Genomic DNA, 21,491 nt, shown 5'->3' with positions numbered 1-21,491 from the left:
AGGAGGACATCGGCGCTACCGATGGCCCGGCGTCAGTACATTACTTTTCAAATGTTTATGTGTCAACGGTTTGTGCGGCAGCCGGGAATAACGGGGTGACCTCGACCCCCAGCGTCGCCAGCCGCTTGCGCATCGACAGCACCGCCTGGTCCTTGCTCAGCAGGCGCGCGGCCTGCGCCACGGCGAGGTCGATGAAGATCTGGTCGTCCGGGTCCTTGCAGACGAAACGTGCGCGCGCCGGCACGTCCGCCACGGTGTGCACCTGCGCATCGAAGGCGGCCATCACCGCCTGGGCCTGCCGCGCATCCTTCTCGAGGCGCCGCGCGATCAGCGGGTAGCCGAGCACGCGCAGCAGTTCGTCGCGCATCGCAGCGGTCGCGAGCCACCGCAGCTCGCCGGCCGCGAGCGCCGCGCGCAGCGGCGCCCAGCGCGGATCGTCGAACACCAGCAGGTCGAGGACGATGTTGGTGTCGATGACGATGGGGGCCGCAGGCGCCCCGGGTGTCGCGCTCAACGCTCGATGGTCAGCGCCACGCCCATGCCGCCGCCGATGCACAGCGAGGCGATGCCCTTCTTGGCGTCGCGGCGCTGCATCTCGTGCAGCAGCGTCACCAGGATGCGGCAGCCCGACGCGCCGATCGGGTGGCCGATGGCGATGGCGCCGCCGTTCACGTTGACCTTGCTCACGTCCCAGCCCATCTCGCGGTTTACGGCGCAAGCCTGGGCCGCGAAGGCCTCGTTGATTTCCAGCAGGTCGAGGTCCGCGGCCTTCCAGCCGGCGCGCTGCAGCGCCTTGGTCGACGCCGGCACGGGCCCCATGCCCATGATGGCCGGGTCGAGGCCGGCGGTGGCGTAGCTGGCGATGCGGCCCAGCGGCGTGAGGCCGAGTGCGGCGGCCTTCTTGGCCGACATCACGACCACGGCGGCCGCCCCGTCGTTCAGGCCCGAGGCATTGCCGGCCGTCACGCTACCGGCCTTGTCGAAGGCGGGGCGCAGCGCGGCCAGGCCTTCGGCGCTCGACTTGCGGTTGATGAACTCGTCCTGGTCGAAGACGACCGGGTCGCCCTTCTTCTGCGGGATGGTGACGGCGGTGATCTCGTCCTTGAACCGGCCGGCGTCCTGCGCGGCAGCGGCCTTCGTCTGGCTGGCCAGCGCGAGTTCGTCCTGCGCGTCGCGGCTGATCTCGTACTTCTTGGCCACGTTCTCGGCGGTGATGCCCATGTGGTACTGGTTGTACACGTCCCACAGGCCATCGACGATCATGGTGTCGACCAGCTTCCAGTCGCCCATGCGCTGGCCGTTGCGCGAATTGGGCAGCACATGCGGCGCCAGGCTCATGCTTTCCTGGCCGCCGGCGACCACGATCTCGCTGTCGCCGGTGGCGATGGCCTGCGCGGCCAGCATCACGGCCTTCAGGCCCGAGCCGCACACGGCGTTGATGGTGAGCGCGGGTGTTTCCTTCACGCCGCCGCTCTTGAGCCAGGCCTGGCGGGCCGGGTTCTGGCCCACGCCCGCGGCCAGCACCTGGCCCATGATGGCTTCGCCGATCTGCTCGGGCGACAGCCTGGCGCGCGCCAGCGCTTCCTTGATCACGAGGGCGCCGAGCTCGGTGGCGGGAATGCCGGCGAGCGAGCCGCCGAACTTGCCGACGGCCGTGCGCGTGGCGGAAACGATGACGATGTCTTCCATGGAGTTCTCCGTTCGGGATGTAAAAAATCAGGCTTTGACTTTGACGTAACGGCCCGGCGCGGGCTCGCTCGCCGGATAGGCGCGACCCTTGCCATACGCCTTGGGTGCGGCGATCTGCTTGCCGCCAAGCGGCTTGAGCCACTGCGACCAGTCGGTCCACCAGCTGCCGGGGTGCTCCGTGGCGCCGGCCAGCCACTCGGCGTGCGTGGCCGGCAGCTTGCCGTCGGCGCGGATCCAGTGGCTGCGCTTGTTCTTCGCGGGCGGGTTGATCACGCCGGCGATGTGGCCCGACGCCCCCATCACGAAGCGCTTCTTGCCGCCCAGCAGCTGGGTCGATGCATAGGCACCGCCGATCGGCACGATGTGGTCTTCGCGCGAGCCGTAGATGTAGGCCGGGATGTCGATACGGCCGAGGTCGACCTTCTCGCCGCACACCGTCAGCGCGTTCGGCACCGCCAGCTTGTTCTCGAGGTAGGTGTTGCGCAGGTACCAGGCGTAGAACGGGCCCGGCAGGTTGGTGGCGTCGCAATTCCAGTAGAGCAGGTCGAAGGGCGGCGGCGTCTCGCCCTTGAGGTAGTTGCCCACCACGTAGTTCCACACCAGGTCGTTCGGCCGCAGGAAGCTGAAGGTCGACGCCAGGTCCATGCCCGGCAGCAGGCCGCCCTGCCCCATCTGCATCTCGCGCAGTTGCACCATGGCCTCGTCGATGAAGATGTCGAGGATGCCGGTGTCGGCGAAGTCCAGCAGCGTGGTCAGCAGCGTGACCGAGGCAGCCGGCGTCTCGCCGCGCGCCGCCAGCACGGCCAGCGCGGTGCCGAGGATGGTGCCCCCCACGCAGAAGCCCAGCGCGTTGATCTGCTTGCTTCCACCGATCTCCTGCACCACGTGGATGGCCTTGATGGCCGCGTCCTCGATGTAGCGGTCCCAGGTGAACTCGCGCATCGACTCGTCGGGGTTGCGCCAGCTCACCACGAACACGCGGTGGCCCTGCTCCACTGCATAGCGGATCAGCGAATTCTCGGGCTGCAGGTCGAGGATGTAGAACTTGTTGATGCACGGCGGCACCAGCAGGAAGGGCCGCTCGTACACCTTGGCGGTCAGCGGCTTGTACTCGAGCAGCTGGAACAGCTCGTTCTCGAACACCACCGCACCTTCGGTGGTCGCGACATTGCGGCCCACCTCGAAGGCGCTCTCGTCGGTCATGCTCAGGTGGCCCTGGCGCACGTCGTGCACGAGGTTCTGGATGCCCTTGGCGATGCTCTCGCCCTGCGTCTCCAGCGCCTTGCGCTGGGCCTCGGCATTGAAGGCGAGCGAGTTGCTGGGCGACGATGCCGCCAGCCACTGCTCGATGGCGAAGCGCAGCCGCGCCCGCGTCTTGGCATCGGCATCGACCGCCTCGACCATGCCGAGCAGGGTGCGTGCGTTGAGGAGGTACACCGCCGCGGCAAAGGCCGACAGGGGGTTGTGGGTCCAGGCTTCGTTGGAAAAGCGTCGGTCGCCGGCCGGCTTGGCAGCGAAGCCCTGGCGCCAGAGTTCGCCAGCCTCGGCGACGTACTGTTCCTGGATGGCCTTGAGCTTGTCCGGCGCAAACGAGAACCGCGGCATCTCGGGCGCGCTGCCCGCGACGCCCATCGAGGGGAAGGAATCGATCGCCTTCTGCCAACCCTGCGTCAACGCCTGCTGGAACGGTGCGAAGGCGTCTGCGGATGGGGCCTGTTGCTTCATGAAGTCTCCTGATTCCTCGCCGGGTCGGTTCTGCTTTGAGTATGCTGCATTCACCGCCCCCCGCAAACCGAACATGTACATCGTCATCATCGCCTGGCTCTACGTCACCCTGATGATGGCCGTGGCCGAAGCCACGAACACGAACGGCACGGTGCTGGGTGCGATCTTCACCTTTCTACTCTACGGCGTGCTGCCGCTCGCATTGGTGGTTTACCTGTTGAACACGCCGGCGCGCCGGCGTGTGCTCAAGGAGCGCGAGGCCGCGGCGCAGGAAGAAGCGCGCCGCGCCAGTGCGGCTTCAGTCGCGCCAGACGGCAGCGGCGAAACGGCCGCTGACGCCGTCGCGCCGGTGCGAGAAAAAGCGTAACGGATTGCGCACGGTGCACCAGGCATCGCTGCCGTCGTTGCCGTACACCGCCTCGAGGCCCGCCGCGCGCAGCCGCTGACGCGCCAGCCCCGGCAGGTCGGCCCACCACTTGCCCGGCGCCGGGCCGGGCCGGAAGCAGGCCGCGGCGCCGGCCGCCTGCGCCACGAACGCCGCCCGGACCTCGTCGCCCACCTCGAAGGCATGGGGGCCGATGCAGGGGCCGAGCCAGGCCATCGGCCGCGTGTCGCCGAAGGCGGCCGCGGTGCGCTCCAGCACGCCGGCCGCCAGCCCGCGCCAACCGGCATGGGCGGCGGCGACGCGCCGGCCTTCGCGGTCGGTGAAGAGCACCGGCAGGCAGTCGGCGACCATGATCGTGCAGGCGATGCCCGCGTCGATCGTCGTGCAGGCATCGGCCACGGCGCCATCGGGCGTGCTCGCATCGATCGGCAGCACGTCGGTGCCATGCACCTGCCGCAGGAACACCGGCCGCACGCCGACCGCCGCCTGCAACTGCGCGCGATTGGCAGCGATGCACGCCGGGTCGTCGCCGACATGTCCGCCCAGGTTGAGTCCGCCGAACGCGCCTTGCGACACGCCGCCCGCCCGCGTGGTGCACACGGCCCGGATGCCCGCAGGCACCGGCCAGTCCGGCATGAGCCAGTCGACGGCATCAACCATCGACAGCCGCCGGCATGCTGCTGGCTTGGCCTGTTGCCAGGGATACCGCGGAACCGGCTCTGCCGGGCCGCTGGTATCGCCCCCTGACGGGGGAGGCGCCGAAGGCGCTTCGGGGGAGAGTCATGTTTCAGCGTCGGGGCAGCGGGCCGGTTGCGCGCGCTGCACCGCGTCGGTCTGCATGGCCGCCTCGTAGGCCGCCATGGTGCGCGGCAGGCCGCTCAGGTCGCAGTCGAAGCGCTGGGCGTTGAAGATTTGCGGCACCAGGCAGCAGTCGGCCATGGTCAGCGTGTTGCCGTAGCAGTAGATGCCGGCGGGCTGCGCGGCCAGCTGGCGCTCGAAGGCCTCCAGGCCCTCGCGCACCCAGTGGCGGTACCAGGTGTTCTTGGCGGTCTCGTCGAGCTTGAGTTCCTTCACCAGGTACTTCAGCACGCGCAGGTTGTTGATGGGATGGATCTCGCACGCGATGATCTGCGACAGCGCCCGCACGCGCGCCCGGCCCACCGGGTCGTGCGGCAGCAGCGGCGGCTCGGGGTTGGTCTCGTCGAGGTACTCGATGATGGCCATCGACTGCGAGATGCGCTCGCCGCCGGACGACTCGTCTTCCTCGAGCAGCGGCACCAGCTGCTCGGCGGCGATGTCCGAGAACGGCGGCTGGTGGTGCTCGCCGCGGGCGATGTGCACCGGCACGTAGTCGTAGGCCAGCCCCTTGATGTCGAGCGCGATGCGCACGCGGAAGGAGGCGGACGAGCGGAAGTAGTTGTGCAGCTTCATCATGGCTGCAAGCATAGCCGCAGCACGGCCCCGCACCCGCGCCCGCCACCTCTGGCAAACTGACGTTCTCCCGCATTCATCCAGGACCAACCAACAATGGCTTCCGAGTACGTTTTCCCTGCGCCGGCCGTGGTCAGCCTCCCCGTCGTCGGCCAACCCGCCCGCTTCCCGGTGCACCGCATCTACTGCGTGGGCCGCAACTACGAAGATCACGCGAAGGAAATGGGCTTCACCGGCCGCGAGCCGCCCTTCTTCTTCATGAAGCCGGCCGACGCGGTGGTGGTGGTCGATGCCGGCCAGACCGGCACCATGGCGTACCCCACGCTCACCAAGAACCTGCACCACGAGATCGAACTCGTGGTGGCCATCGGCACCGGCGGCAAGAACATCAAAGCGGCCGATGCGCACAAGCACATCTTTGGCTACGCCGTGGGCCTGGACATGACCCGCCGCGACCTGCAGAACGAGATGAAGAAGCAGGGCCGCCCCTGGGACATCGGCAAGAGCTTCGAGCAGAGCGCCCCCATCGGCCCGATCGTGCCCGTGGCCGCCGCCGGCGATGCACCGAATGCCGAGATCGCCCTGCAGGTGAACGGCCAAGACCGCCAGCGCAGCACGGTCAGCAAGCTGATCTGGAACATCGGCGAAACCATCGAGCACCTGTCGGCCGCCTGGGAGCTGCAGCCCGGCGACCTGATCATGACCGGCACGCCCGAGGGCGTCGGCGCCGTGGTGGCCGGCGACACGCTGGTCGGCACCATCGCCGGCCTGCCGACGCTGACCGTCAAGATCGTCTAGTCGATGTCGGTCGTCCACCTGCCCATCAAGCACTGCAAGAACTGCGGCACCGCGGTGGTCTACCGCGTGCCGGACGACGGCGACACGCGCGAGCGGGCGGTGTGCCCGGCCTGCCACACGATCCACTACGAGAACCCGACGAACGTGGTGGGCACCATCCCCGTGCTGGGGGACAGGGTGCTGCTGTGCAAGCGCAACATCGAACCGCGCTGGGGCAAGTGGACGCTGCCGGCCGGCTTCATGGAGCTCAACGAGAGCACGTCGCAGGGCGCGGCGCGCGAGACCGACGAAGAGGCCGGCGCCCATTTCGAGATGGAAGGCCTGTTCTCGGTGATGAGTGTGATCCGCGTGGGCCAGGTCCACCTGTTCTACCGCGCCCGCCTGCTCGACGACGTGTTCGACCCCGGCCACGAAACCATCGAGGCAAAGCTCTTCACGGAGGAAGAGATTCCCTGGGACGAGATCGCCTTCCGCACGGTGCGCGAAACCCTGCGCTTCTACTTCGAGGACCGCCAGCGCGGCAGCTTCGACCGCGTCCACACGCTCGACATCGTCTGAAAGCCCGCATGAAGCAACGCCTCGCCCTTCTCCTTCTCGGCGCGCTGGCCGCCTGCGCGGCCGCGGCCGAACAGGTGGGCGAAGTCGATACCGTCTTCAAGCTGATCGGCCCCGACCACAAGATCGTGGTCGAGGCCTACGACGACCCGAAGGTCAACGGCGTGACCTGCTATGTCTCGCGCGCCAAGACCGGTGGCGTGTCGGGTGCGCTGGGCCTGGCCGAGGACAAGGCCGAAGCCTCGATCGCCTGCCGCCAGGTCGGCCCGCTGAGCTTCACCGAGCCGCTCAAGAAGCGCGACGAGATCTTCAGCGAACGCCAGTCGATCATGTTCAAGCGCCTGCGCGTGGTGCGCATGGTCGACGCCAAGCGCAACACGCTCATCTACCTGACCTACTCCGACCGGCTGATCGAAGGTTCCCCGCAGAACAGCGTGACGGCCGTGCCGGTCGACCGCGCCACGCTCATCCCCGTCAAGTGACGGACACGATCCGGCACGGATGAACGCAGCACCCGCAGCACCCCAAGTCCCGGGGAATGCCGTCCGCGAACTCTACGCAGCGCTCTGGCGCTTCGCCGAAGGCGCACGCGGACAGCTGCTGGGCGCGACCGCGCTGCTCACGGCCTCGCAGCTGGTCAAGCTCACGCTGCCCTACCTCGCCGGCCAGGCGATCAACGAATTGCAGCGCGGCAACCTGCGCGGCGCCGGCGGCTGGATCGCCACGCTGACCGGCGTCTACCTGCTGTCGTGGATGCTGCACGGCCCGGGGCGCATCCTGGAGCGCAACGTCGGCGTGCGGGTGCGCGAATCGCTGGCCGACCAGCTCTACACGCGGCTCGCCGCCGCGCCGCTGGCGTGGCACGACGGCCACCATTCGGGCGAGCTGCAGCACCGCGTTCACCAGGCCAGCCGCGCCCTGTCGGACTTCGCGCAGAACCAATTCATCTGGCTGACCAACGTGGTGAGCATCGTGGGGCCGCTGGTGGCGCTCACGCTGCTGTCGCGCGCCAGCGGCGCGACCGCGCTGGTGGGCTACGTGTTCATTGGCCTGATCATCCTGCGCATCGACCAGGCGCTCATGCGGCTCGCGCGCGCCGAGAACGACGCCGACCGCCGCTACGTCGCGGCGCTGCTCGACTTCATCGGCAATGCGTCCACCGTGATCGGCCTGCGGCTGCAAGGCGCCTCCCGCCTGCTGCTGCGGGCGCGCATGGCGGCCATCTCGGTGCCGCTCAAGCGCACCGTGGTGCTCAACGAAGGCAAGTGGTTCGTGGTCGACATGCTCGGCCTGCTGCTGACCTGGGGGCTGGTCGTGATCTACGTCTGGCAGTCGCGCACGCCGGGGCAGGTGGTGCTGCTGGGCTCGGTCTTCATGATCTACCAATACGCGCAGCAGGCCGCGGGCGTGGTGTCGTCGATGGCCGCCAACTTCCAGTTCTTCGCGCGGATGCACACCGACTACGGCAGCGCGGCGCCGATCTGGGCCGCGCCCACCGGCCCCGCGCTCACCACGCCGCCCGAAGAAGTGCCCGCGCACGAGCACATCGATGCGACGACCACCTGGTCGGAGCTGCAGGTGACGGGCCTGCGCTGGCGCTACGAGCGCCAGGGCGAACCGGCCGAGGGTGAAACGGTGCGAAGTGGCCTGAACGACGTGACGCTCGCGCTGCGCCGCGGCCAGCGCATCGCGCTCGTCGGCCCGAGCGGCGGCGGCAAGAGCACGCTGCTGCGGCTCTTGGCCGGGCTCTATGCGCCGCAAGCCGGCACCTTGAACTTCGATGGGCAGACCTTCGAATGGGGCCGCCTGCGGCAGATCGCCACGCTGATCCCGCAGGAGACCGAGGTCTTCGAGGCCAGCGTGCGCGAGAACCTGAGCTTCGGCCGGCCCTGCAGCGACGCGCGCATCGAGGCCGCGCTGTACGCCAGCGCCTTCGACGAGGTGCTGAAAGCCAACAACGGCAACCTCGATTCGCCGCTGTCCGAGCGCGGCTTCAACCTGTCGGGCGGCCAACGCCAGCGGCTGTGCCTCGCACGCGGCGTGCTGGCGGCCGAGGGCAGCTCGCTGCTGCTGCTCGACGAACCCACCAGCGCGCTCGATGCCGGCACCGAGGCGCGGGTGCTCGAACGCATTGCCGCCGCCTTTCCCGAAGCCTGCGTAATCGCGTCCATCCACCGGCTGAGCCTGCTCGACCGCTTCGACACCGTGCTGCTGATGGAAGCCGGCCGCGTGCTCGACATCGGCCCGCGCAACGCCGTGCTGGCACGCCAGCCGCTGCTGCAGCGCATGGTCCAGCCACAATGAAGACGGGAACCTCGCCCGTCGAACCCCTCCCCAACCACGCATGGCACGACCGACACCCACCCTCCCCTCGCGCTTTCGCATCGCCCTCCTGGCCGTCGCCACCGCCGTCCTGGCGGCCTGCGGCACGACCGGCCCGACCCCGGGCGGCGGCAAGCCCGGCGCCGCGGCGCAGGCCAAGCCGCAGTTCATCCGGCCGGCCAGCGGCACGACGCTGGCGCGCTTCAACGGCAAGTCCAACAAGGGCATCGACATCGCCGGCAGCGCGGGCGACCCGGTGCTGGCGGCGGCCGACGGCCGCGTGGTCTATGCCGGCGGCCAGTTGCGCGGCTACGGCAACATGCTCATCGTGAAGCACAACGAGACCTTCATCACCGCCTATGCGCACAACCAGGCACTGCTGGTGAAGGAGAACGACATCGTCCGCCAGGGCCAGAAGATCGCCGAGATGGGCAAGAGCGAAGCCGACCGCGTGAAGCTGCACTTCGAGATCCGCAAGGACGGCAACGCGGTCGACCCCGAGCCTTACCTCAGCGGCAAGCTTCGGTGAGGCACAGGCGCGCCGCACCGAATCAGGCGGCGGTGTCGAGCGTGCTGCCCCGGGTCTGCGATGCCGACTCGCTGGCCATCTGCGCATAGGCGCGCTGCACCAGTTCGACCAGCTTGTTGCCGCCCAGGGTGCCCTGCGTCGACACGTCCGCGGCATCGACCTGCGCGCTCAAGGCCTGGACGAAGGCCTCCGACTCCTCGCTGCTGACCTCGGAATCGCCGTCCGTGTCGACGGCTTCGAGCAGCGCCTGGACCGCATCGGTCGACACGTTGCCCGCCATCCGTTCGGCCAATGACACCTCGCCGTCTTCATTGGTGTCGAGCGGGTCGTAGGTCGTGACACCCGCGACGCCACCACCACCACCGCCGCCCGGGCCGCCGGCAGGCGGTGCACCACCCGGTGCCTGCGCCGCCTGGCCGCCCGCGTCGGGGCGCCCTGCATCGAACTCGGTCTGGCTCAGGCTGCCGTCGCCATCGCTGTCGAGCTTGGCGAACAGTTCGTCGCTGGCGGCCGTGTCCTCGGTGGACGACGCGCCTTCCGCACCCTCGCCCGTCATCTTGGCCAGGAGGATCTGCATCTCGACCTTGCTGACCAGGCTGTCGCCGTCGGCGTCGGCCTTCGCGAACAGGTCCTCGCCCTGGTCGCCGCCGGGCTTGGGCATCACGTCCTTCATGCCCTCGGCCAGCTCGTCGCTGGAGAGGCTGCCGTTGCCGTCGGCATCCATCTTGCCGAACAGCTCGGCCGTGTCGCCGGTCGCGGCGACACCGGTCTTCTCGGCGATGTCGTCGAGCACGCCCTGGAGCTCGGCCTTGTCGACACCGCCGCTCTTGTCCGTGTCGGCCTTGGCGGGCATCTTCGCCTGCATCTGACTTCGCATATCGAACCAGCTGCTGCTGGCGCTACTGACCCCGCTGATGGCGCTCATGGTCGTTACCCCTCATGGTTCATGGTTGAGTGAAAAGCCACGCCCATCGACGACGAGCAGCGGCACCGGCCATTCTTGAGAGCGTGCGTAAGCTGCGTTTGTCGGTTGTGTACCAAGGCTGATACGAAAGGCGGATTCAGCGCCCGAACAGACGGTGATTCCCCCGCCTGCTCGGGCTTTGGCCCTGCGCGGGCGCCGCCTAGACTGTCCAGACCCATGCGTCCCACCAGCCCCTCCGTACCGCAGATCCTGATCGTCGACGACGACGAAGGCATCACCGAACTGCTGCGCGACTACCTGGCCCGCTTCGGCTTCCAGGTCCACGTGGCGGGCAACGACATGGCCATGCGCCGGCAACTGGCCGACCATGCCATCGACCTGCTGGTGCTCGACCTGATGCTGCCGGGCACCGACGGCCTGCAGCTGGCGCGCGAGGTGCGCCGCGCCACGGCGATGCCGATCATCATGCTGACGGCGCGCTCCCACCCCTACGACCGCGTGCTCGGGCTGGAATCGGGCGCCGACGACTACATGGGCAAGCCCTTCGAGCCGCGCGAGCTGGTGGCCCGCATCCAGACCGTGCTGCGCCGCTCGAATGCCGCCCAAACGGCCAGCGCGCCGCTCCACAGCAACGTGGTCCGCTTCGACGGCTGGGAGCTGCACCGCGACGACCGCTGCCTGGTCTCGCCGGCCGGCCTGATGGTGGCCCTGTCCAACGCCGAGTTCCGGCTGCTCTTCACCTTCCTGCAGATGCCGCGCCGTCTCTTCAGCCGCGACCAGCTGATGGAACAGGCGCGCGGACGCGCGATGGAGTCCTTCGACCGCAGCATCGACCTGCTGGTGTCGCGGCTGCGCCAGAAGCTGGCCGACGACCCGCGCGAGCCGAAGATGATCAAGACGGTGCGCGGCGCCGGCTACCTGTTCAACGTGCGATCGGTGCAGGGCCAGCCAGCCTGGCAGCACGGATGACGTGCGCCTGGGCCCGCCTCGTGCCGACCACCCTGTTCGGCCGACTCGCGCTGCTGCTGTTCGTCGCCGTGCTGGCCAGCCATGCGCTGGCGCTGACGCTGATGTTCGAGCTGCGGCCCGGGCCACCGCCGGGCCATGCGCATCCAGGGCCGCCGCCGGGCATGCACCCCGGCCTGCTGCTCGACATCGGCGTGCGGCTCGGCGCACTGATGCTGGCCGCCTGGATCGGCGCGCGCTGGCTGTCGCAGCCCATCCGGCAGCTCGCCGCCGCCGCGCGCGACATCGGGCTCGACATCCACCGGCCGCCCATGACCGAGCAAGGCACCGAGGAATGCCGCGCCGCCACCCGCGTCTTCAACCAGATGCAGGCGCAGATCTGCCGGCAGCTCGGCGAGCGCGACCGCTTCGTCGCTGCCGTGTCGCATGACCTGCGCACGCCGTTGACGCGCCTGGCCCTGCGCGCCGAAGGCCTCGAGGACCCGGTCGCGCGCCGCGCGTTCGGCCGCGACATCGTCGAGATGAACGACATGATCACGGCCACGCTGGACTACCTGCGCGGCTCGGCCGAACCCGAGCCCTTCGTGCTGCTCGACGTCGCTTCGCTGCTGGGCAGCCTGGCCGACGACCGGCAAGCCTGCGGACAGGACGTGGGCCTGACGATGGGCCCGATCCGGCCGTTCCGCGCACAGACTTCGTCGCTGCGCCGCTGCATCGACAACCTGGTCGAGAACGCCCTGCGCTACGGCGGCTCGGCCCACATCCACCTGATCGACCACGCCGACCACCTCTGCATCGAGGTGCACGACGAAGGCCCCGGCATTCCGGAGGCGGAACTCGCACGGGTGCTCGAACCCTTCCATCGGCTCGAGGCCTCGCGCAACCGCCACCACGGCGGCGTCGGCCTGGGCCTGGCGATCGCGTATGACATCGCGCGGCACCACCAGGGAACGCTGCGCCTGCGCAACGGCGAGCCGATCGGCCTCATCGCGACGCTGACGCTGCCGCGCCGCCGCGCGACTCCGAGCTAGCGCAGCAGCGACAGCAACCCGCTGGCGCGCCGCGTGCGCTGCGCCAGCGCCTCGCCGAAGGCCGGCGCGCGCGGCGTGACCAGCGTGAAAGCGCTGCGTGCGCGCGTGATGCCGGTGTAGACCAGTTCGCGCGTCAGCACGCGGCCGGCATCGCGCGGCAGCACCAGCACGGTGTGCTCGAACTCGCTGCCCTGCGACTTGTGCACCGTCATCGCGAAGGCCGTCTCGACCGAGGCCAGTCGGCTCACGCCGACCGAGCGCGCGGTGTTGCCGTCGAGGAAGTAGGCCCGCAGCGGCGCGTTGGGCGTGACCGGCGGCAGCGTGATGCCGATGTCGCCGTTGAAGACGCCCACCGCCGCATCGTTGCGCGTGACCATCACCGGCCGGCCCTCGTACCAGGCGCCGCGCTTGACGAGCGATCCCTCGGCCACCATCGCGCGTTCGATGGCGGCGTTCAAGCCCTCCGCGCCCCACTCGCCCTGTCGCACGGCGCAGAGCAGGCGGAAGCGCTCGAAGGCGGTCAGCACGGCCAGCACCCAGTCGGCATGGGCCTGCGCATCGCCGGGCGCCGGCCGCGCGTGCAGCGCCTTCAGATAGCCACCGAAGCCGCCCGGCGCACCGGGGCGACCCCGCAGTGCGAGCGCGACGGCGTCGGCGGGCGACGGCGCATCGAGCCAGGCCAGCGCCCCGCTGCGGTCGGCATGCAGCAGCGCCACGGCCGATGCCGCATCGCCCCGGTTCACAGCGGTCGCGAGCTGCCCGATCGGTCCGCCGAAACGGCGGCTCTCGCGCAGCATGACGGTCTGCTGCGCCAGCGGGGGGCCGTCGCCGGCATAGGCCTCGGGCACGCGCTGGCCGGTCACGGCTTCGAGGTAGGCGAGCGTCTCGGGCCGGTAGCGACCGGCCTCCGCATCGCGGCACAGGTCGCCCAGCACGGCACCGGCCTCGACCGAGGCGAGCTGGTCCTTGTCGCCCAGGAAGATCACGCGGGCTTGTGGCGGCAGTGCCTCGAGCAGCGCGGCCATCATCTCCAGGTGGATCATCGAGGCCTCGTCGACGATCAGCACGTCGACCTCCAGCGGATGCGCCGCGTCGAAGCGGAAGCGCCGCGTGTCGGGCCGTGCGCCGAGCAGCGAATGCAGCGTGCGGGCCGGCTGGATGTGCGAGGCGAGTTCGTCGAGCGGCAGGCGGTCGCCGACCTGTGTATTCAACGCATCGAGCGCCGCGTCGATCGACTGCTTGAGCCGCGCCGCCGCCTTGCCGGTGGGCGCGGCCAGCATCACGCGCAGGCGCTCGGGGCTGCCGTCCATCGCGAAGAGCAAGGCGAGCAGGCGCGCGGCGGTGTAGGTTTTGCCGGTGCCCGGGCCGCCCGTGATGATCGAGAAGCGGCCGCGCAGCGCGAGGCCGCACGCGGCCTTCTGCCAGTCCAGCGCGGATGTCGCATCAGCCGTGGCCGGGAACAGCAGGTCGAGCTGCCGGCGCACCGCTGCCGTGTCGACCGGCAACGGTGTGGCGCCGCGCGCCAGCACCTGCGTCGCGACGCGCCGTTCGTAGTCCCAGTAGCGGCGCAGGTACAGGCGACCTTCGTGCACCACCAGCGGCGCGCTGCTGGTGGCGTCACCGGCGGCGACCAGCGGACTCGCGCGCAAGACCTCGGTCCATGCATCGGGGTCCGTGTGCAGCAACGCCATCGCGGCGTGCAATGCGGTCTGCGCCTCGGCCGGCCAGCCGAGCAGCGCATCGGCATCGCCCAGCAGCTCGTCGAGCAGCAGGCAGGCGTGGCCGCGGCCTTCCATGTGCGCGACCAGCGCGCCGGCCATCAGCAGTTCGGGGGCCGCGTCGGGCTCCAGCTCGTGCAAGAACCTGGCAAAGGCGGCGTCGAGTCGGCGCAGCCAGCCGGCCTCGGCCCATTCGCGCAGCGTGGCCATCAGCGATGCGGCCGTCATGCGTCGACCTCCGCGGTGGCGCCCAGCAGGCGGTCGAGCGCATCGAGCAGCGGCAGCACCGGCGGCACGTGGTAGCACCCACGGTCCGGCCCGTCGATGCCGCGCAGGAACAGGAAGACCGCACCGCCGAGCTGCGCCGCGGGGTCGTAGGCGGCGCCCAGGCGGCTGCGCAGCAGGCGGTGCAGGGCGAGCAGGTAGATGGCGGACTGCACGTCGTAGCGGTGCGCGGCCATCGCGCCTTCGAGCGCGTCATGGTTGTAGTCGGCGTCGTTGCCGCCGAGGTGGTTCGACTTGTGGTCGAGCACCCAGTAGCGCCCGCCGTGCTCGAACACGATGTCGGCGAAGCCCATCAACATGCCGTGCAGCTCGCGCTCCGGCAGCGTCGGGCGCTCGCGGCCACCGAGCAGGTGCTGGCGGCACAGCGCGTCGATCTGCGCGGCGGCCAAGGTCTGCGCCGGCAGCCAGAACTCCATTTCGGGCACGGTGACGGCGAGCGCGTCGAGCGCCGCGCCGACCGGCGGCAGCGGCGACTGCAGCACGCGCAGCAGCCAGGCCAGCACGTCGGGCGCGCGCTCGGCCCAGCCCTGCCGCTCGCAGCGGCGCAGCAGCTGCTGCTGGCGTTCGGGCGAGACCGCGAGATCGAAGCCTTCGGTCGCCAGCCATTCGAGCTGATCGTGCAGGAAGTTGCCGGCGAAGGCGCCGCGCGGGAAGCGGTGCCACGGTGCGTCGATGGTCGCGACCGTTGCGCGCGACGGGCTCGCGGCCGTGTCACCCTCGGCCACATCGCTGGGTTCGTCGTTGCGCACCGCGGCCACGCTCGACGCCAGCACGCCCGGCATGGCCGATACGGCCGACAGCGTGCGCACCAGCGCCGAGAAGCTGCCGATGGACCAGCGCCGGTCGAAGTCCGCCTCGTACGGCACCACCTCACGCAGTGCAATGGGTTCACCGCGCGGCTGCAGGGGCGTGGTGCCGAGGCCGACCATGTCCTCGGCCGGCACCAGCGCGATGTCGGTACAGGGCTGCACCACGTCCTGGATGCGCGCCATCAGTTGCTCGGGCAGCATCTCCTCGGTGCCGCCGAGCACGTAGCCGATGGCACTGCGGTGCAGCGTCGGCGCGTTGGCGTTGCCTTCCTTCAGGGCCGCCAGGCCGACCCACACGGCATGCCGCGCCCGCGTGAGCGCGACGTACAGCAGGCGCAGGTCTTCGCGCTGGCGTTCCTTGTCGGCTTCGGCGATGTGCGCGTCGCTCAGGTGCAGGTACAGCGTGCGTTCGCCTTCGTCGTCGGCCAGGTTCAGGTGCGAGGTGCCGGCCTTCTTCACGCCGCGGAAGCCGCTGGCGAAGGGCAGGAAGACCAGCGGGTACTCCAGGCCCTTGGACTTGTGCACCGTCACCACCTTCACCAGGTCGGCGTCGCTTTCGAGCCGCACGATCTGCTCGTCGCCGCCGGCCGCATCGCCGCGCACCTGGTCGGCCAGCCAGCGCACCAGCGCCTGCTCGCCGTCGAGCTGGCCGCTGGCCGCCTGCAACAGCTCGGCCAGATGCAGGAAGTTGGTGAGCCGCCGTTCGCCGTCGGCCGCACCGCCCAGCCAGCGGGTCGGCAGCTGCAGCCCGTGCAGCGTGCGGCGCAGCATGGTCAGCACGCCCTGCTGCTGCCAGATGCCGTGCAACTGGCGCAGCTGCTCGCTGCGCAGGTCGAAGGCTTCGTCGTCGCGCGCAAGCACGCGCAGCTCGTCGATCGACAGGCCGACGGTACGCGTCGCGAAGGCCGCGCGCGCCAGCCGCACGTCGAGCGGTTCGGCGACGGCGCGCAGCCAGTGCAGCAGGTCCTGTGCCTCGGGGCTGGCGAAGACCGAGTCCTTGTCCGAGAGGTAGACCGAGGCGACGCGCCGGCGGCGCAGTTCGCGCTGCACGGCGGCGGCCTCCTTGCCGGTGCGCACCAGCACGGCGATGTCGGCCGGGCGCAGTCGCACGAATGCGCCACCAGCCTCCGCGAAACCGGCCTTCGGATCGTTCAGCAGCACGACGATGCGCTCGGCGCAGCGCGCCGCGAAATGGCGCCGGCTGGTCTCGGCATTGAGCAGCGTGGCGTCGAGCGCCAGCGTCACCCCCGGCTCGGCACCGGCCGCGCTGACGAAGGCTTCCTTCCGCCCGCGCGCCTCGACCGGCGCAAAGGGCAAGGGGTTGTCGTCCGTGCCGCCGCGGTACATGAAGGCGCCCTCGCCCACACGCTGCTCGGGGTGCGCCAGCAGATGGTTCACGGCCGCCACCACCGACGCGGTCGAGCGGTGGTTGGTGCCGAGCATGTAGTGCCGGCCCTCGGTGGCGCGACGGGCCTGCAGGTAGCTGTGGATGTCCGCGCCGCGGAAGCCGTAGATCGACTGCTTCGGGTCGCCGATGAGCAGCAGGCCGCTCGACGGCTCGTTCGCCGCGATGCGGTAGAGCCGGTCGAAGATGCGCGACTGCACCGGTGAGGTGTCCTGGAATTCATCGATCAGCGCGACCGGGTACTGCGCCAGCATGCGCGTGCGCAGCCGCAGTGCGGCCTCGCCGTTGCGCGCGGGGTCGAGCGCATCGTCGAGCCGCTGCAGCATGTCGGCGAAGCCGAAGCTGCCCGACTGGCGCTTGAGCTCGGCCAGCCGTTGGGCGATCTGCGCGGCGGCGTGCAGGCGCAGCGCCGAATCGATGGGGGGCAGCGCGTCGAGGGCAGCCATCAGCTGCTCGAAGGCGGCGAAGTCTTCGGGCAGGTCGATGCTGCCGCCGGCCTTGAGCGCGCCCTGCATGCCTTCGGGCGTGAAACGGGTGCGGCCGGTCTTGAGGTCGGGCAGGTCGGCGCGCGGGTCGTCGGCCCAGGCGGCCAGCGCGTTCAGCCAGCCGGTGTAGTTCCGCGGCGCCATGCGGCGGCCGTCGAAGGGACACGGCTTGCGGGCCATCTGCGCGTCGATCCAGCCTTGCATCGCCTGCGCACGCTGCGCCCAGCCGAGCTTGAGCGATGCGAGCTGCGTGTGGCGCGCGGCCAGCGTCTCGTCGATCAGCGCGCCCAACGCGCCCTGCCCGGCATCGGCCGGCAGCGTCTGGCCGACGAGCGCGCGCGCGTCCTTGGCGAGTACCTCGACGCCGGGCCAGACCGACAGTGCCGCGTCGAGCAGCTCGCCCGACAGCGGATAGAGCTGCTGGCGCCAGTAGTCCTGCGCGGCCTCGTCGAGCATCGCGCGCTCGTTGGCGGTGAGCTCCTCGTCGAACAGGCAGCCGCTGTCGAAGGCGTGCTCGCGCAGCATGCGCTGGCACCAGGCGTCGATGGTGTGGACGGCCGCGTCGTCCATGCTCTCGGCGGCCATCGCGAGCCGCCAAGCAGCCGACTGGCGTGGCGCACCTTCGGGATATGCATCCATGAGACTGAGCAGCAAAGCATCAGGTCCGTCGTCCGAAGGCTCGCCACGAAAGCAGCGCGCGGCCTGAAGCAGTCGCTCGCGAATACGGTTCGACAGCTCGCGTGTGGCGGCGCGGGTGAAGGTCATCACGAGGATCTCGGACGGCACCAGCGGGCGCAGATAGCCGGTCGATGTGCCGTCTGCGTCGGCATCGCCATGCCCCAGCACCAGCCGCAGGTAGAGCGCGGCGATGGTCCAGGTCTTGCCGGTGCCGGCGCTGGCCTCGATGAGGCGGCTGCCCCACAGCGGCAAGGTCAGCGGATCGAGGTGTTGGCTCATACGGCCGACTCCTCCGTCGCCGCCATATGCAGCTCGACCGCCACGTGCGTGGCTGCCCAATCGCGCAAGGGTCCGTAGAGGATCTCGGCGAACTCCTCGAAGCGGCCATCGGCCGCCAGCGTCTCGAAGTCGGGGAACACGCGCGCCAAGCAGGCTTCGCGGCCCTCGCCGTCGAGGAACAAGCCACCTTCGTAGGCGGGCTCGGGCTTGCCGCCGTCGAGGAACGCGAGGGCCGTCAGGGGCGCTACCGGCAGCGGTTGGCCCATGCCTTCGCGCCAGGCGTCGAGCAAATCGCGCAGGGTCGCCATCGCGCGGTCGGCCGGCATGGCCTGCACGGTGAGCGTCGCGTCGCGCCCGACGAGCACGCCCTGCACCGGCACGCCGCAGGCGCTGCCGACCAGCGCCTGGATCCACGCGCCGATCAGCTTGTCGACGCGCGGCGCGCCCTTGTCGGTGGCCAGGCGGCTGGCCTGCAGCGACAGCCACACCGGCGCGCCGGATTCCATCGAGGCCAGGCGCAGCCCGTCGAGCCAGTCATCCAGCAGCAGGCCTTCGTGCTCGAAGCGCAGCGGCTCCTTCACGCCTGCGACCGGATAGTCGCGGTGCAGCGTGCGCCAGCGCGCGAGCATCGGCCGCAACGCACTGGCCAGCTCGCGCTCGGCGCGCTCGCCCAGCGCGGCCATGGGCAGCCGGCCGCTGCGGCGGATGCGCGCGAGCTGGGCATCGATGCGGCGATCGAGCGGCGCAGCGGCATCCGGCGCGCCGGCGTCGTCGAGCGCGTCCAGCGATTCGTCGAGCAGGCCGTAGTGCGTGAGGCCGTCGAGCGCGAAGGTCTCGTGGTCCTCCATCACCTCCTCGCCTTCGCCGAAGACGACGGCGAGCTGGCGGCGGAAGAAGTCCTTGACCGGGTTCTTGAGGAAGCTGGTAAGCGCGGACAGCGTGATCGGCACCGCGGTGTCGATGGCGGCGGGCGCGCCATCGGGCCACACGGCATCGCGCGCGTCCGGCTCGGCAGCCGCTTCATGCGCGCCGCGCCATTCGCGGGCGTGGGTGAAGAGCGGCGCCTCGGTTTCATCAGCGGCTTGCGTGACCTCGAAGTAACGCCGGCTGAAGGGCTGCAGCGGATGCTCGGTGGTGCGCACCTCGACCACGTCCTCGTGCCAGCCGGCCGCGAGGTAATCGCGCAGCTGCGACACCAGCACCGATGGCGGCTGCTCGCTGTTGTCGCGCACGCTGCGGCCGGTCCAGCTGACGTAGAGCACGCGGCGCGCCGACAGCAGCGCCTCGAGCATCAGCTGCCGGTCGTCGTCGCGCCGCGAGCGGTCGCCGGGCCGGCGCTGGCCGGGCAGGCCCATCAGGTCGAAGTCGCTGCGCGGGCTGCTGCGCGGGTAGTCGCCGTCGTTCATGCCCAGCAGGCAGACGACCTCGAAGGGCACGGCGCGCATCGGCAGCAGCGTGCAGAAGGTGACGCCGCCGGCACGGAAGCGGCGGCTCAGCCCCGGCTCGTCGATGCCTTCGAGCCAGGCTTCGCGCAGCACGGCCAGCGGCACCGGCTCGTCGAAGCCGGCGCTGTCGCAGGCCTCGAGCCAGGCCGCCAGCGCCTCCTGCGCAGCGGCCAGCGCCAGGCGCTCGCGCTCGTCGGTCGGCGCCATGAAGGCGGCGAGCAAGGCGCGCGCGCGCTCGGCCCAGGCAGCCGGCGTGGCGTCGCTGGCGGTCAGCGCCCACCAGGCGGTGAGCGCGTCCAGCAGATCGGCCAGCGCGCCGGCGACCGATGCCTCCAGCCCGCCGACTTCGGCATAGGGCTCGATGCCGTCGAAAGCGCCCTCGTCGGCCTCGCCGTTGGCGTAGCCCAGCAGCATGCGCTGCAGGCCGAAGCGCCAGGTGTTCTGCTCGCCGCAGGCATCGAGCCCAAGGGCCGAGCGGTGCGCCAGGTTCAGGCCCCAGCGCGCGCCTGCGCCTTCCATCCAGCGCGCCAGCAGCGGCAGCTCGTCGGCCGCGATGCCGAAGCGCGCGGCCACGGCCGGCACGTCGAGCAGGTCGCGAATTTCGGTGAGGCCACAGCGCTGTTGCGGCAGGCGCAGCAGCCATTCGAGCGCGACCAGCAGCGGGTTGTGGCCGCGCTCGTTCAGGTCGGCGATGTCGAAGGGAATGAAGCGCTTGTCGCTGCGCGGGTACTGGCCGAAGACCGAGCGGATGGCCGGCGCGAAGGCGGCGATGTCCGGCACCATAACCACGATGTCGCGCGGCTGCAGCGGCGCGCCACCGGGCGGCGCAGCGAGCAATGCAAGCAACTGGTCGTGCAGGATCTCGACCTCGCGCTGCGCGCTGTGCGCAACGTGGAAGACGACCGAGCGGTCGCCCGCATCGACCGGCGTGTGCGGGTGCTCGTGCAGCGGCACCAGGTCGCGGATGTTCGCCTGCACCTGCTGCAGCAGCGTGACGGCTGGCGCGTCGTCGAACAGGTCGATCTGGCTGTCGCCGAAGCGTTGCTGCGCGGCCGCCGCGTCGTCGAAGGCATCGAGCTGCCGCACGAAGTCGCGGCCCTGCCGGCCCCAGGCCGCGAGCAGCGGATGGCCGTGCGCGTGCATCTCTTCCAGCGGCACCGACGCCAGGTCGCGCGCGCCGCGCAAGGGGTGGCGGCGGCGCTCCATGCGCAGCAGCTCGCGCCCTTCGATGATGTCGGCCCAGTGGTAGCGGCTGGGGTTGGGGATGGCCATCAGCACCTGGGTGTGGGCCGCCAGCGCGGCCAGCGCCTGCAGCGTCTGCATCGGCACGTGGGTCATGCCGAAGAGGATCACGCGCCGCGCGACCGGTGCGGCCAACGGCGCATCGGCGGCCAGCGTCGCGAGGAAGCGCTGGTGCAGCTGCGTGCGGGCGGCGCTGCGCGCGTTGGCGTCGAGCCCGGCCAGCACCTCGCGCCACAGCGCTGCCTGCCAGCGCTGGTCCTCGGGCAGCGGCAGGTCGCCGGCCCCCGAGCCGCCCGGCAGCCCGTCGCGGCCGGCCTCCCACGCGGCGAGCCAGTCGCTGCGGTAGACCTGGTACTGGTCGTACAGGTCGGCCAGCCGCTTCGCCAGCTGCAGGCGCCGGCCCAGGTCGTCGTCGTGCAGAAAGCCGGCCAGCGGCGCGAAGCCGGGGCGCGGCGCAAGCTCGGGCAGCAGGTGCATCAGGCGCCAGGTGAGCGCCTGCCGGTCGAGCGCGGAGCGCGCCGGCACCGCGTCGCGGCCCAGCACCTGGCGGTAGCTGCGCCACAGGAAGCGCGCCGGCAGCTCGACCCGCGTGGCCGCGCACACGCCGCGCGTGGCCGCCAGCGTCATCTTCAGCCACTCGGCCACGCCATTGCTCTGGACGAGGAAGATCTCTTCCTCCAGCGGCTGCAGCGGATGGCGGCCGATCCATTCGAACAGCGCATCGCCCAGCAGTTCGGCGCGGTTGCCGTGCAGGACCAGAAGACCGGGCTGGAGGGGAACGGGAGTCAT

Annotated in this window: 17 protein-coding genes; 8 read left to right on the top strand and 9 right to left on the bottom strand. The window is 70.6% G+C overall.

What is annotated here, in order from left to right:
* Positions 1-55: 55 nt before the first annotated feature.
* Genes N8A90_RS17115 through phaC form a run of 3 tightly spaced genes read right to left on the bottom strand, consistent with a single transcriptional unit; the run spans position 56 to position 3,414 of the window.
* Positions 56-514, bottom strand: a complete 459-nt coding sequence (locus N8A90_RS17115; protein WP_262076177.1) for a putative toxin-antitoxin system toxin component, PIN family — start codon at positions 512-514, stop codon at positions 56-58.
* Positions 511-1,689 carry an acetyl-CoA C-acetyltransferase gene (locus N8A90_RS17110; RefSeq protein ID WP_262076176.1) on the bottom strand — a complete coding sequence of 393 codons (1,179 nt, stop codon included), beginning with the start codon at positions 1,687-1,689 and terminating at the stop codon, positions 511-513. The genes N8A90_RS17115 and N8A90_RS17110 overlap by 4 nt, the downstream gene beginning before the upstream one ends.
* A 27-nt stretch (positions 1,690-1,716) precedes the next feature.
* On the bottom strand, positions 1,717-3,414 hold the full coding sequence (phaC, locus tag N8A90_RS17105) for a class I poly(R)-hydroxyalkanoic acid synthase (RefSeq protein WP_262076175.1): 1,698 nt from the start codon (positions 3,412-3,414) through the stop codon (positions 1,717-1,719).
* Positions 3,415-3,487: 73 nt separating this feature from the next.
* Here phaC and N8A90_RS17100 point away from each other — a divergent pair, with 73 nt between their 5' ends.
* Positions 3,488-3,781 (top strand): hypothetical protein, encoded by a 294-nt coding sequence (locus tag N8A90_RS17100; protein ID WP_262076174.1) that lies wholly within the window; start codon positions 3,488-3,490, stop codon positions 3,779-3,781.
* Here N8A90_RS17100 and pgeF read toward each other — a convergent pair.
* Positions 3,713-4,459: a peptidoglycan editing factor PgeF gene (pgeF, locus tag N8A90_RS17095; protein WP_262076173.1), complete on the bottom strand. Its 747-nt coding sequence runs from the start codon at positions 4,457-4,459 to the stop codon at positions 3,713-3,715. The two genes, N8A90_RS17100 and pgeF, sit on opposite strands and share 69 nt — an antisense overlap.
* 120 nt (positions 4,460-4,579) lie before the next feature.
* Positions 4,580-5,230 (bottom strand): maleylacetoacetate isomerase, encoded by a 651-nt coding sequence (gene maiA, locus N8A90_RS17090; protein ID WP_262076257.1) that lies wholly within the window; start codon positions 5,228-5,230, stop codon positions 4,580-4,582.
* A 96-nt stretch (positions 5,231-5,326) separates the two neighbouring features.
* Here maiA and N8A90_RS17085 point away from each other — a divergent pair, with 96 nt between their 5' ends.
* From N8A90_RS17085 to N8A90_RS17065, 5 genes are read left to right on the top strand one after another with little or no spacing between them, the layout of a single operon-like run.
* Entirely contained in the window at positions 5,327-6,028 is a 702-nt protein-coding gene (locus N8A90_RS17085) for a fumarylacetoacetate hydrolase family protein (RefSeq protein ID WP_262076172.1), read from the top strand.
* 3 nt (positions 6,029-6,031) lie between these two features.
* Positions 6,032-6,586, top strand: coding sequence for an NUDIX hydrolase (locus N8A90_RS17080; protein WP_262076171.1), 555 nt, complete (start codon positions 6,032-6,034; stop codon positions 6,584-6,586).
* An 8-nt stretch (positions 6,587-6,594) separates the two neighbouring features.
* A complete protein-coding gene (locus tag N8A90_RS17075; protein WP_262076170.1) occupies positions 6,595-7,065 on the top strand; it encodes a CreA family protein in 471 nt (156 codons plus the stop codon).
* Positions 7,066-7,084: 19 nt separating this feature from the next.
* Positions 7,085-8,887 (top strand): ABC transporter ATP-binding protein, encoded by a 1,803-nt coding sequence (locus N8A90_RS17070; protein WP_262076169.1) that lies wholly within the window; start codon positions 7,085-7,087, stop codon positions 8,885-8,887.
* A 40-nt stretch (positions 8,888-8,927) separates the two neighbouring features.
* Positions 8,928-9,434 carry a murein hydrolase activator EnvC family protein gene (locus tag N8A90_RS17065; protein ID WP_262076168.1) on the top strand — a complete coding sequence of 169 codons (507 nt, stop codon included), beginning with the start codon at positions 8,928-8,930 and terminating at the stop codon, positions 9,432-9,434.
* A gap of 22 nt (positions 9,435-9,456) precedes the next feature.
* Here N8A90_RS17065 and N8A90_RS17060 read toward each other — a convergent pair whose 3' ends face one another.
* Entirely contained in the window at positions 9,457-10,359 is a 903-nt protein-coding gene (locus N8A90_RS17060; RefSeq protein ID WP_262076167.1) for an EF-hand domain-containing protein, read from the bottom strand.
* A 216-nt stretch (positions 10,360-10,575) separates the two neighbouring features.
* On the opposite strand from N8A90_RS17060, the gene N8A90_RS17055 reads away from it, so the two are divergent.
* Positions 10,576-11,328, top strand: coding sequence for a response regulator (locus N8A90_RS17055; RefSeq protein WP_262076166.1), 753 nt, complete (start codon positions 10,576-10,578; stop codon positions 11,326-11,328).
* The gene (locus N8A90_RS17050) at positions 11,325-12,356 is read left to right on the top strand and encodes an ATP-binding protein (RefSeq protein ID WP_262076165.1); all 1,032 of its coding nucleotides are present in this window, start codon (positions 11,325-11,327) and stop codon (positions 12,354-12,356) included. The genes N8A90_RS17055 and N8A90_RS17050 overlap by 4 nt, the downstream gene beginning before the upstream one ends.
* Here N8A90_RS17050 and recD read toward each other — a convergent pair.
* The 3 genes from recD to recC are packed head-to-tail and all read right to left on the bottom strand — an operon-like array spanning position 12,353 to position 21,491.
* Positions 12,353-14,302, bottom strand: a complete 1,950-nt coding sequence (gene recD, locus N8A90_RS17045) for an exodeoxyribonuclease V subunit alpha (RefSeq protein ID WP_262076164.1) — start codon at positions 14,300-14,302, stop codon at positions 12,353-12,355. The genes N8A90_RS17050 and recD overlap by 4 nt on opposite strands.
* Positions 14,299-18,015, bottom strand: coding sequence for an exodeoxyribonuclease V subunit beta (gene recB / locus N8A90_RS17040; protein ID WP_262076163.1), 3,717 nt, complete (start codon positions 18,013-18,015; stop codon positions 14,299-14,301). The genes recD and recB overlap by 4 nt, the downstream gene beginning before the upstream one ends.
* The gene (gene recC / locus N8A90_RS17035; protein WP_262076162.1) at positions 18,012-21,491 is read right to left on the bottom strand and encodes an exodeoxyribonuclease V subunit gamma; all 3,480 of its coding nucleotides are present in this window, start codon (positions 21,489-21,491) and stop codon (positions 18,012-18,014) included. Before recC ends, recB begins: the two co-directional genes overlap by 4 nt.

The organism is Variovorax sp. N23, from assembly GCF_025486315.1.
Lineage (GTDB): Bacteria > Pseudomonadota > Gammaproteobacteria > Burkholderiales > Burkholderiaceae_C > Variovorax.
The sequence above is the reverse complement of the archived record's forward strand: the minus strand, read 5'-3'. Positions and strand labels throughout refer to the sequence as shown.

What these genes read in the sequence shown, in the direction of transcription:
- recD (WP_262076164.1), bottom strand. Translation starts at nt 14,302, where the DNA reads ATGACGGCCGCATCGCTGATGGCCACGCTGCGCGAATGGGCCGAGGCC.
- maiA (WP_262076257.1), bottom strand. Translation starts at nt 5,230, where the DNA reads ATGAAGCTGCACAACTACTTCCGCTCGTCCGCCTCCTTCCGCGTGCGC.
- N8A90_RS17075 (WP_262076170.1), top strand. Translation starts at nt 6,595, where the DNA reads ATGAAGCAACGCCTCGCCCTTCTCCTTCTCGGCGCGCTGGCCGCCTGC.
- N8A90_RS17100 (WP_262076174.1), top strand. Translation starts at nt 3,488, where the DNA reads ATGTACATCGTCATCATCGCCTGGCTCTACGTCACCCTGATGATGGCC.
- N8A90_RS17055 (WP_262076166.1), top strand. Translation starts at nt 10,576, where the DNA reads ATGCGTCCCACCAGCCCCTCCGTACCGCAGATCCTGATCGTCGACGAC.
- N8A90_RS17065 (WP_262076168.1), top strand. Translation starts at nt 8,928, where the DNA reads ATGGCACGACCGACACCCACCCTCCCCTCGCGCTTTCGCATCGCCCTC.
- N8A90_RS17085 (WP_262076172.1), top strand. Translation starts at nt 5,327, where the DNA reads ATGGCTTCCGAGTACGTTTTCCCTGCGCCGGCCGTGGTCAGCCTCCCC.
- N8A90_RS17080 (WP_262076171.1), top strand. Translation starts at nt 6,032, where the DNA reads ATGTCGGTCGTCCACCTGCCCATCAAGCACTGCAAGAACTGCGGCACC.
- N8A90_RS17060 (WP_262076167.1), bottom strand. Translation starts at nt 10,359, where the DNA reads ATGAGCGCCATCAGCGGGGTCAGTAGCGCCAGCAGCAGCTGGTTCGAT.
- N8A90_RS17050 (WP_262076165.1), top strand. Translation starts at nt 11,325, where the DNA reads ATGACGTGCGCCTGGGCCCGCCTCGTGCCGACCACCCTGTTCGGCCGA.
- N8A90_RS17110 (WP_262076176.1), bottom strand. Translation starts at nt 1,689, where the DNA reads ATGGAAGACATCGTCATCGTTTCCGCCACGCGCACGGCCGTCGGCAAG.
- pgeF (WP_262076173.1), bottom strand. Translation starts at nt 4,459, where the DNA reads ATGGTTGATGCCGTCGACTGGCTCATGCCGGACTGGCCGGTGCCTGCG.
- recB (WP_262076163.1), bottom strand. Translation starts at nt 18,015, where the DNA reads ATGAGCCAACACCTCGATCCGCTGACCTTGCCGCTGTGGGGCAGCCGC.
- N8A90_RS17070 (WP_262076169.1), top strand. Translation starts at nt 7,085, where the DNA reads ATGAACGCAGCACCCGCAGCACCCCAAGTCCCGGGGAATGCCGTCCGC.
- recC (WP_262076162.1), bottom strand. Translation starts at nt 21,491, where the DNA reads ATGACTCCCGTTCCCCTCCAGCCCGGTCTTCTGGTCCTGCACGGCAAC.
- phaC (WP_262076175.1), bottom strand. Translation starts at nt 3,414, where the DNA reads ATGAAGCAACAGGCCCCATCCGCAGACGCCTTCGCACCGTTCCAGCAG.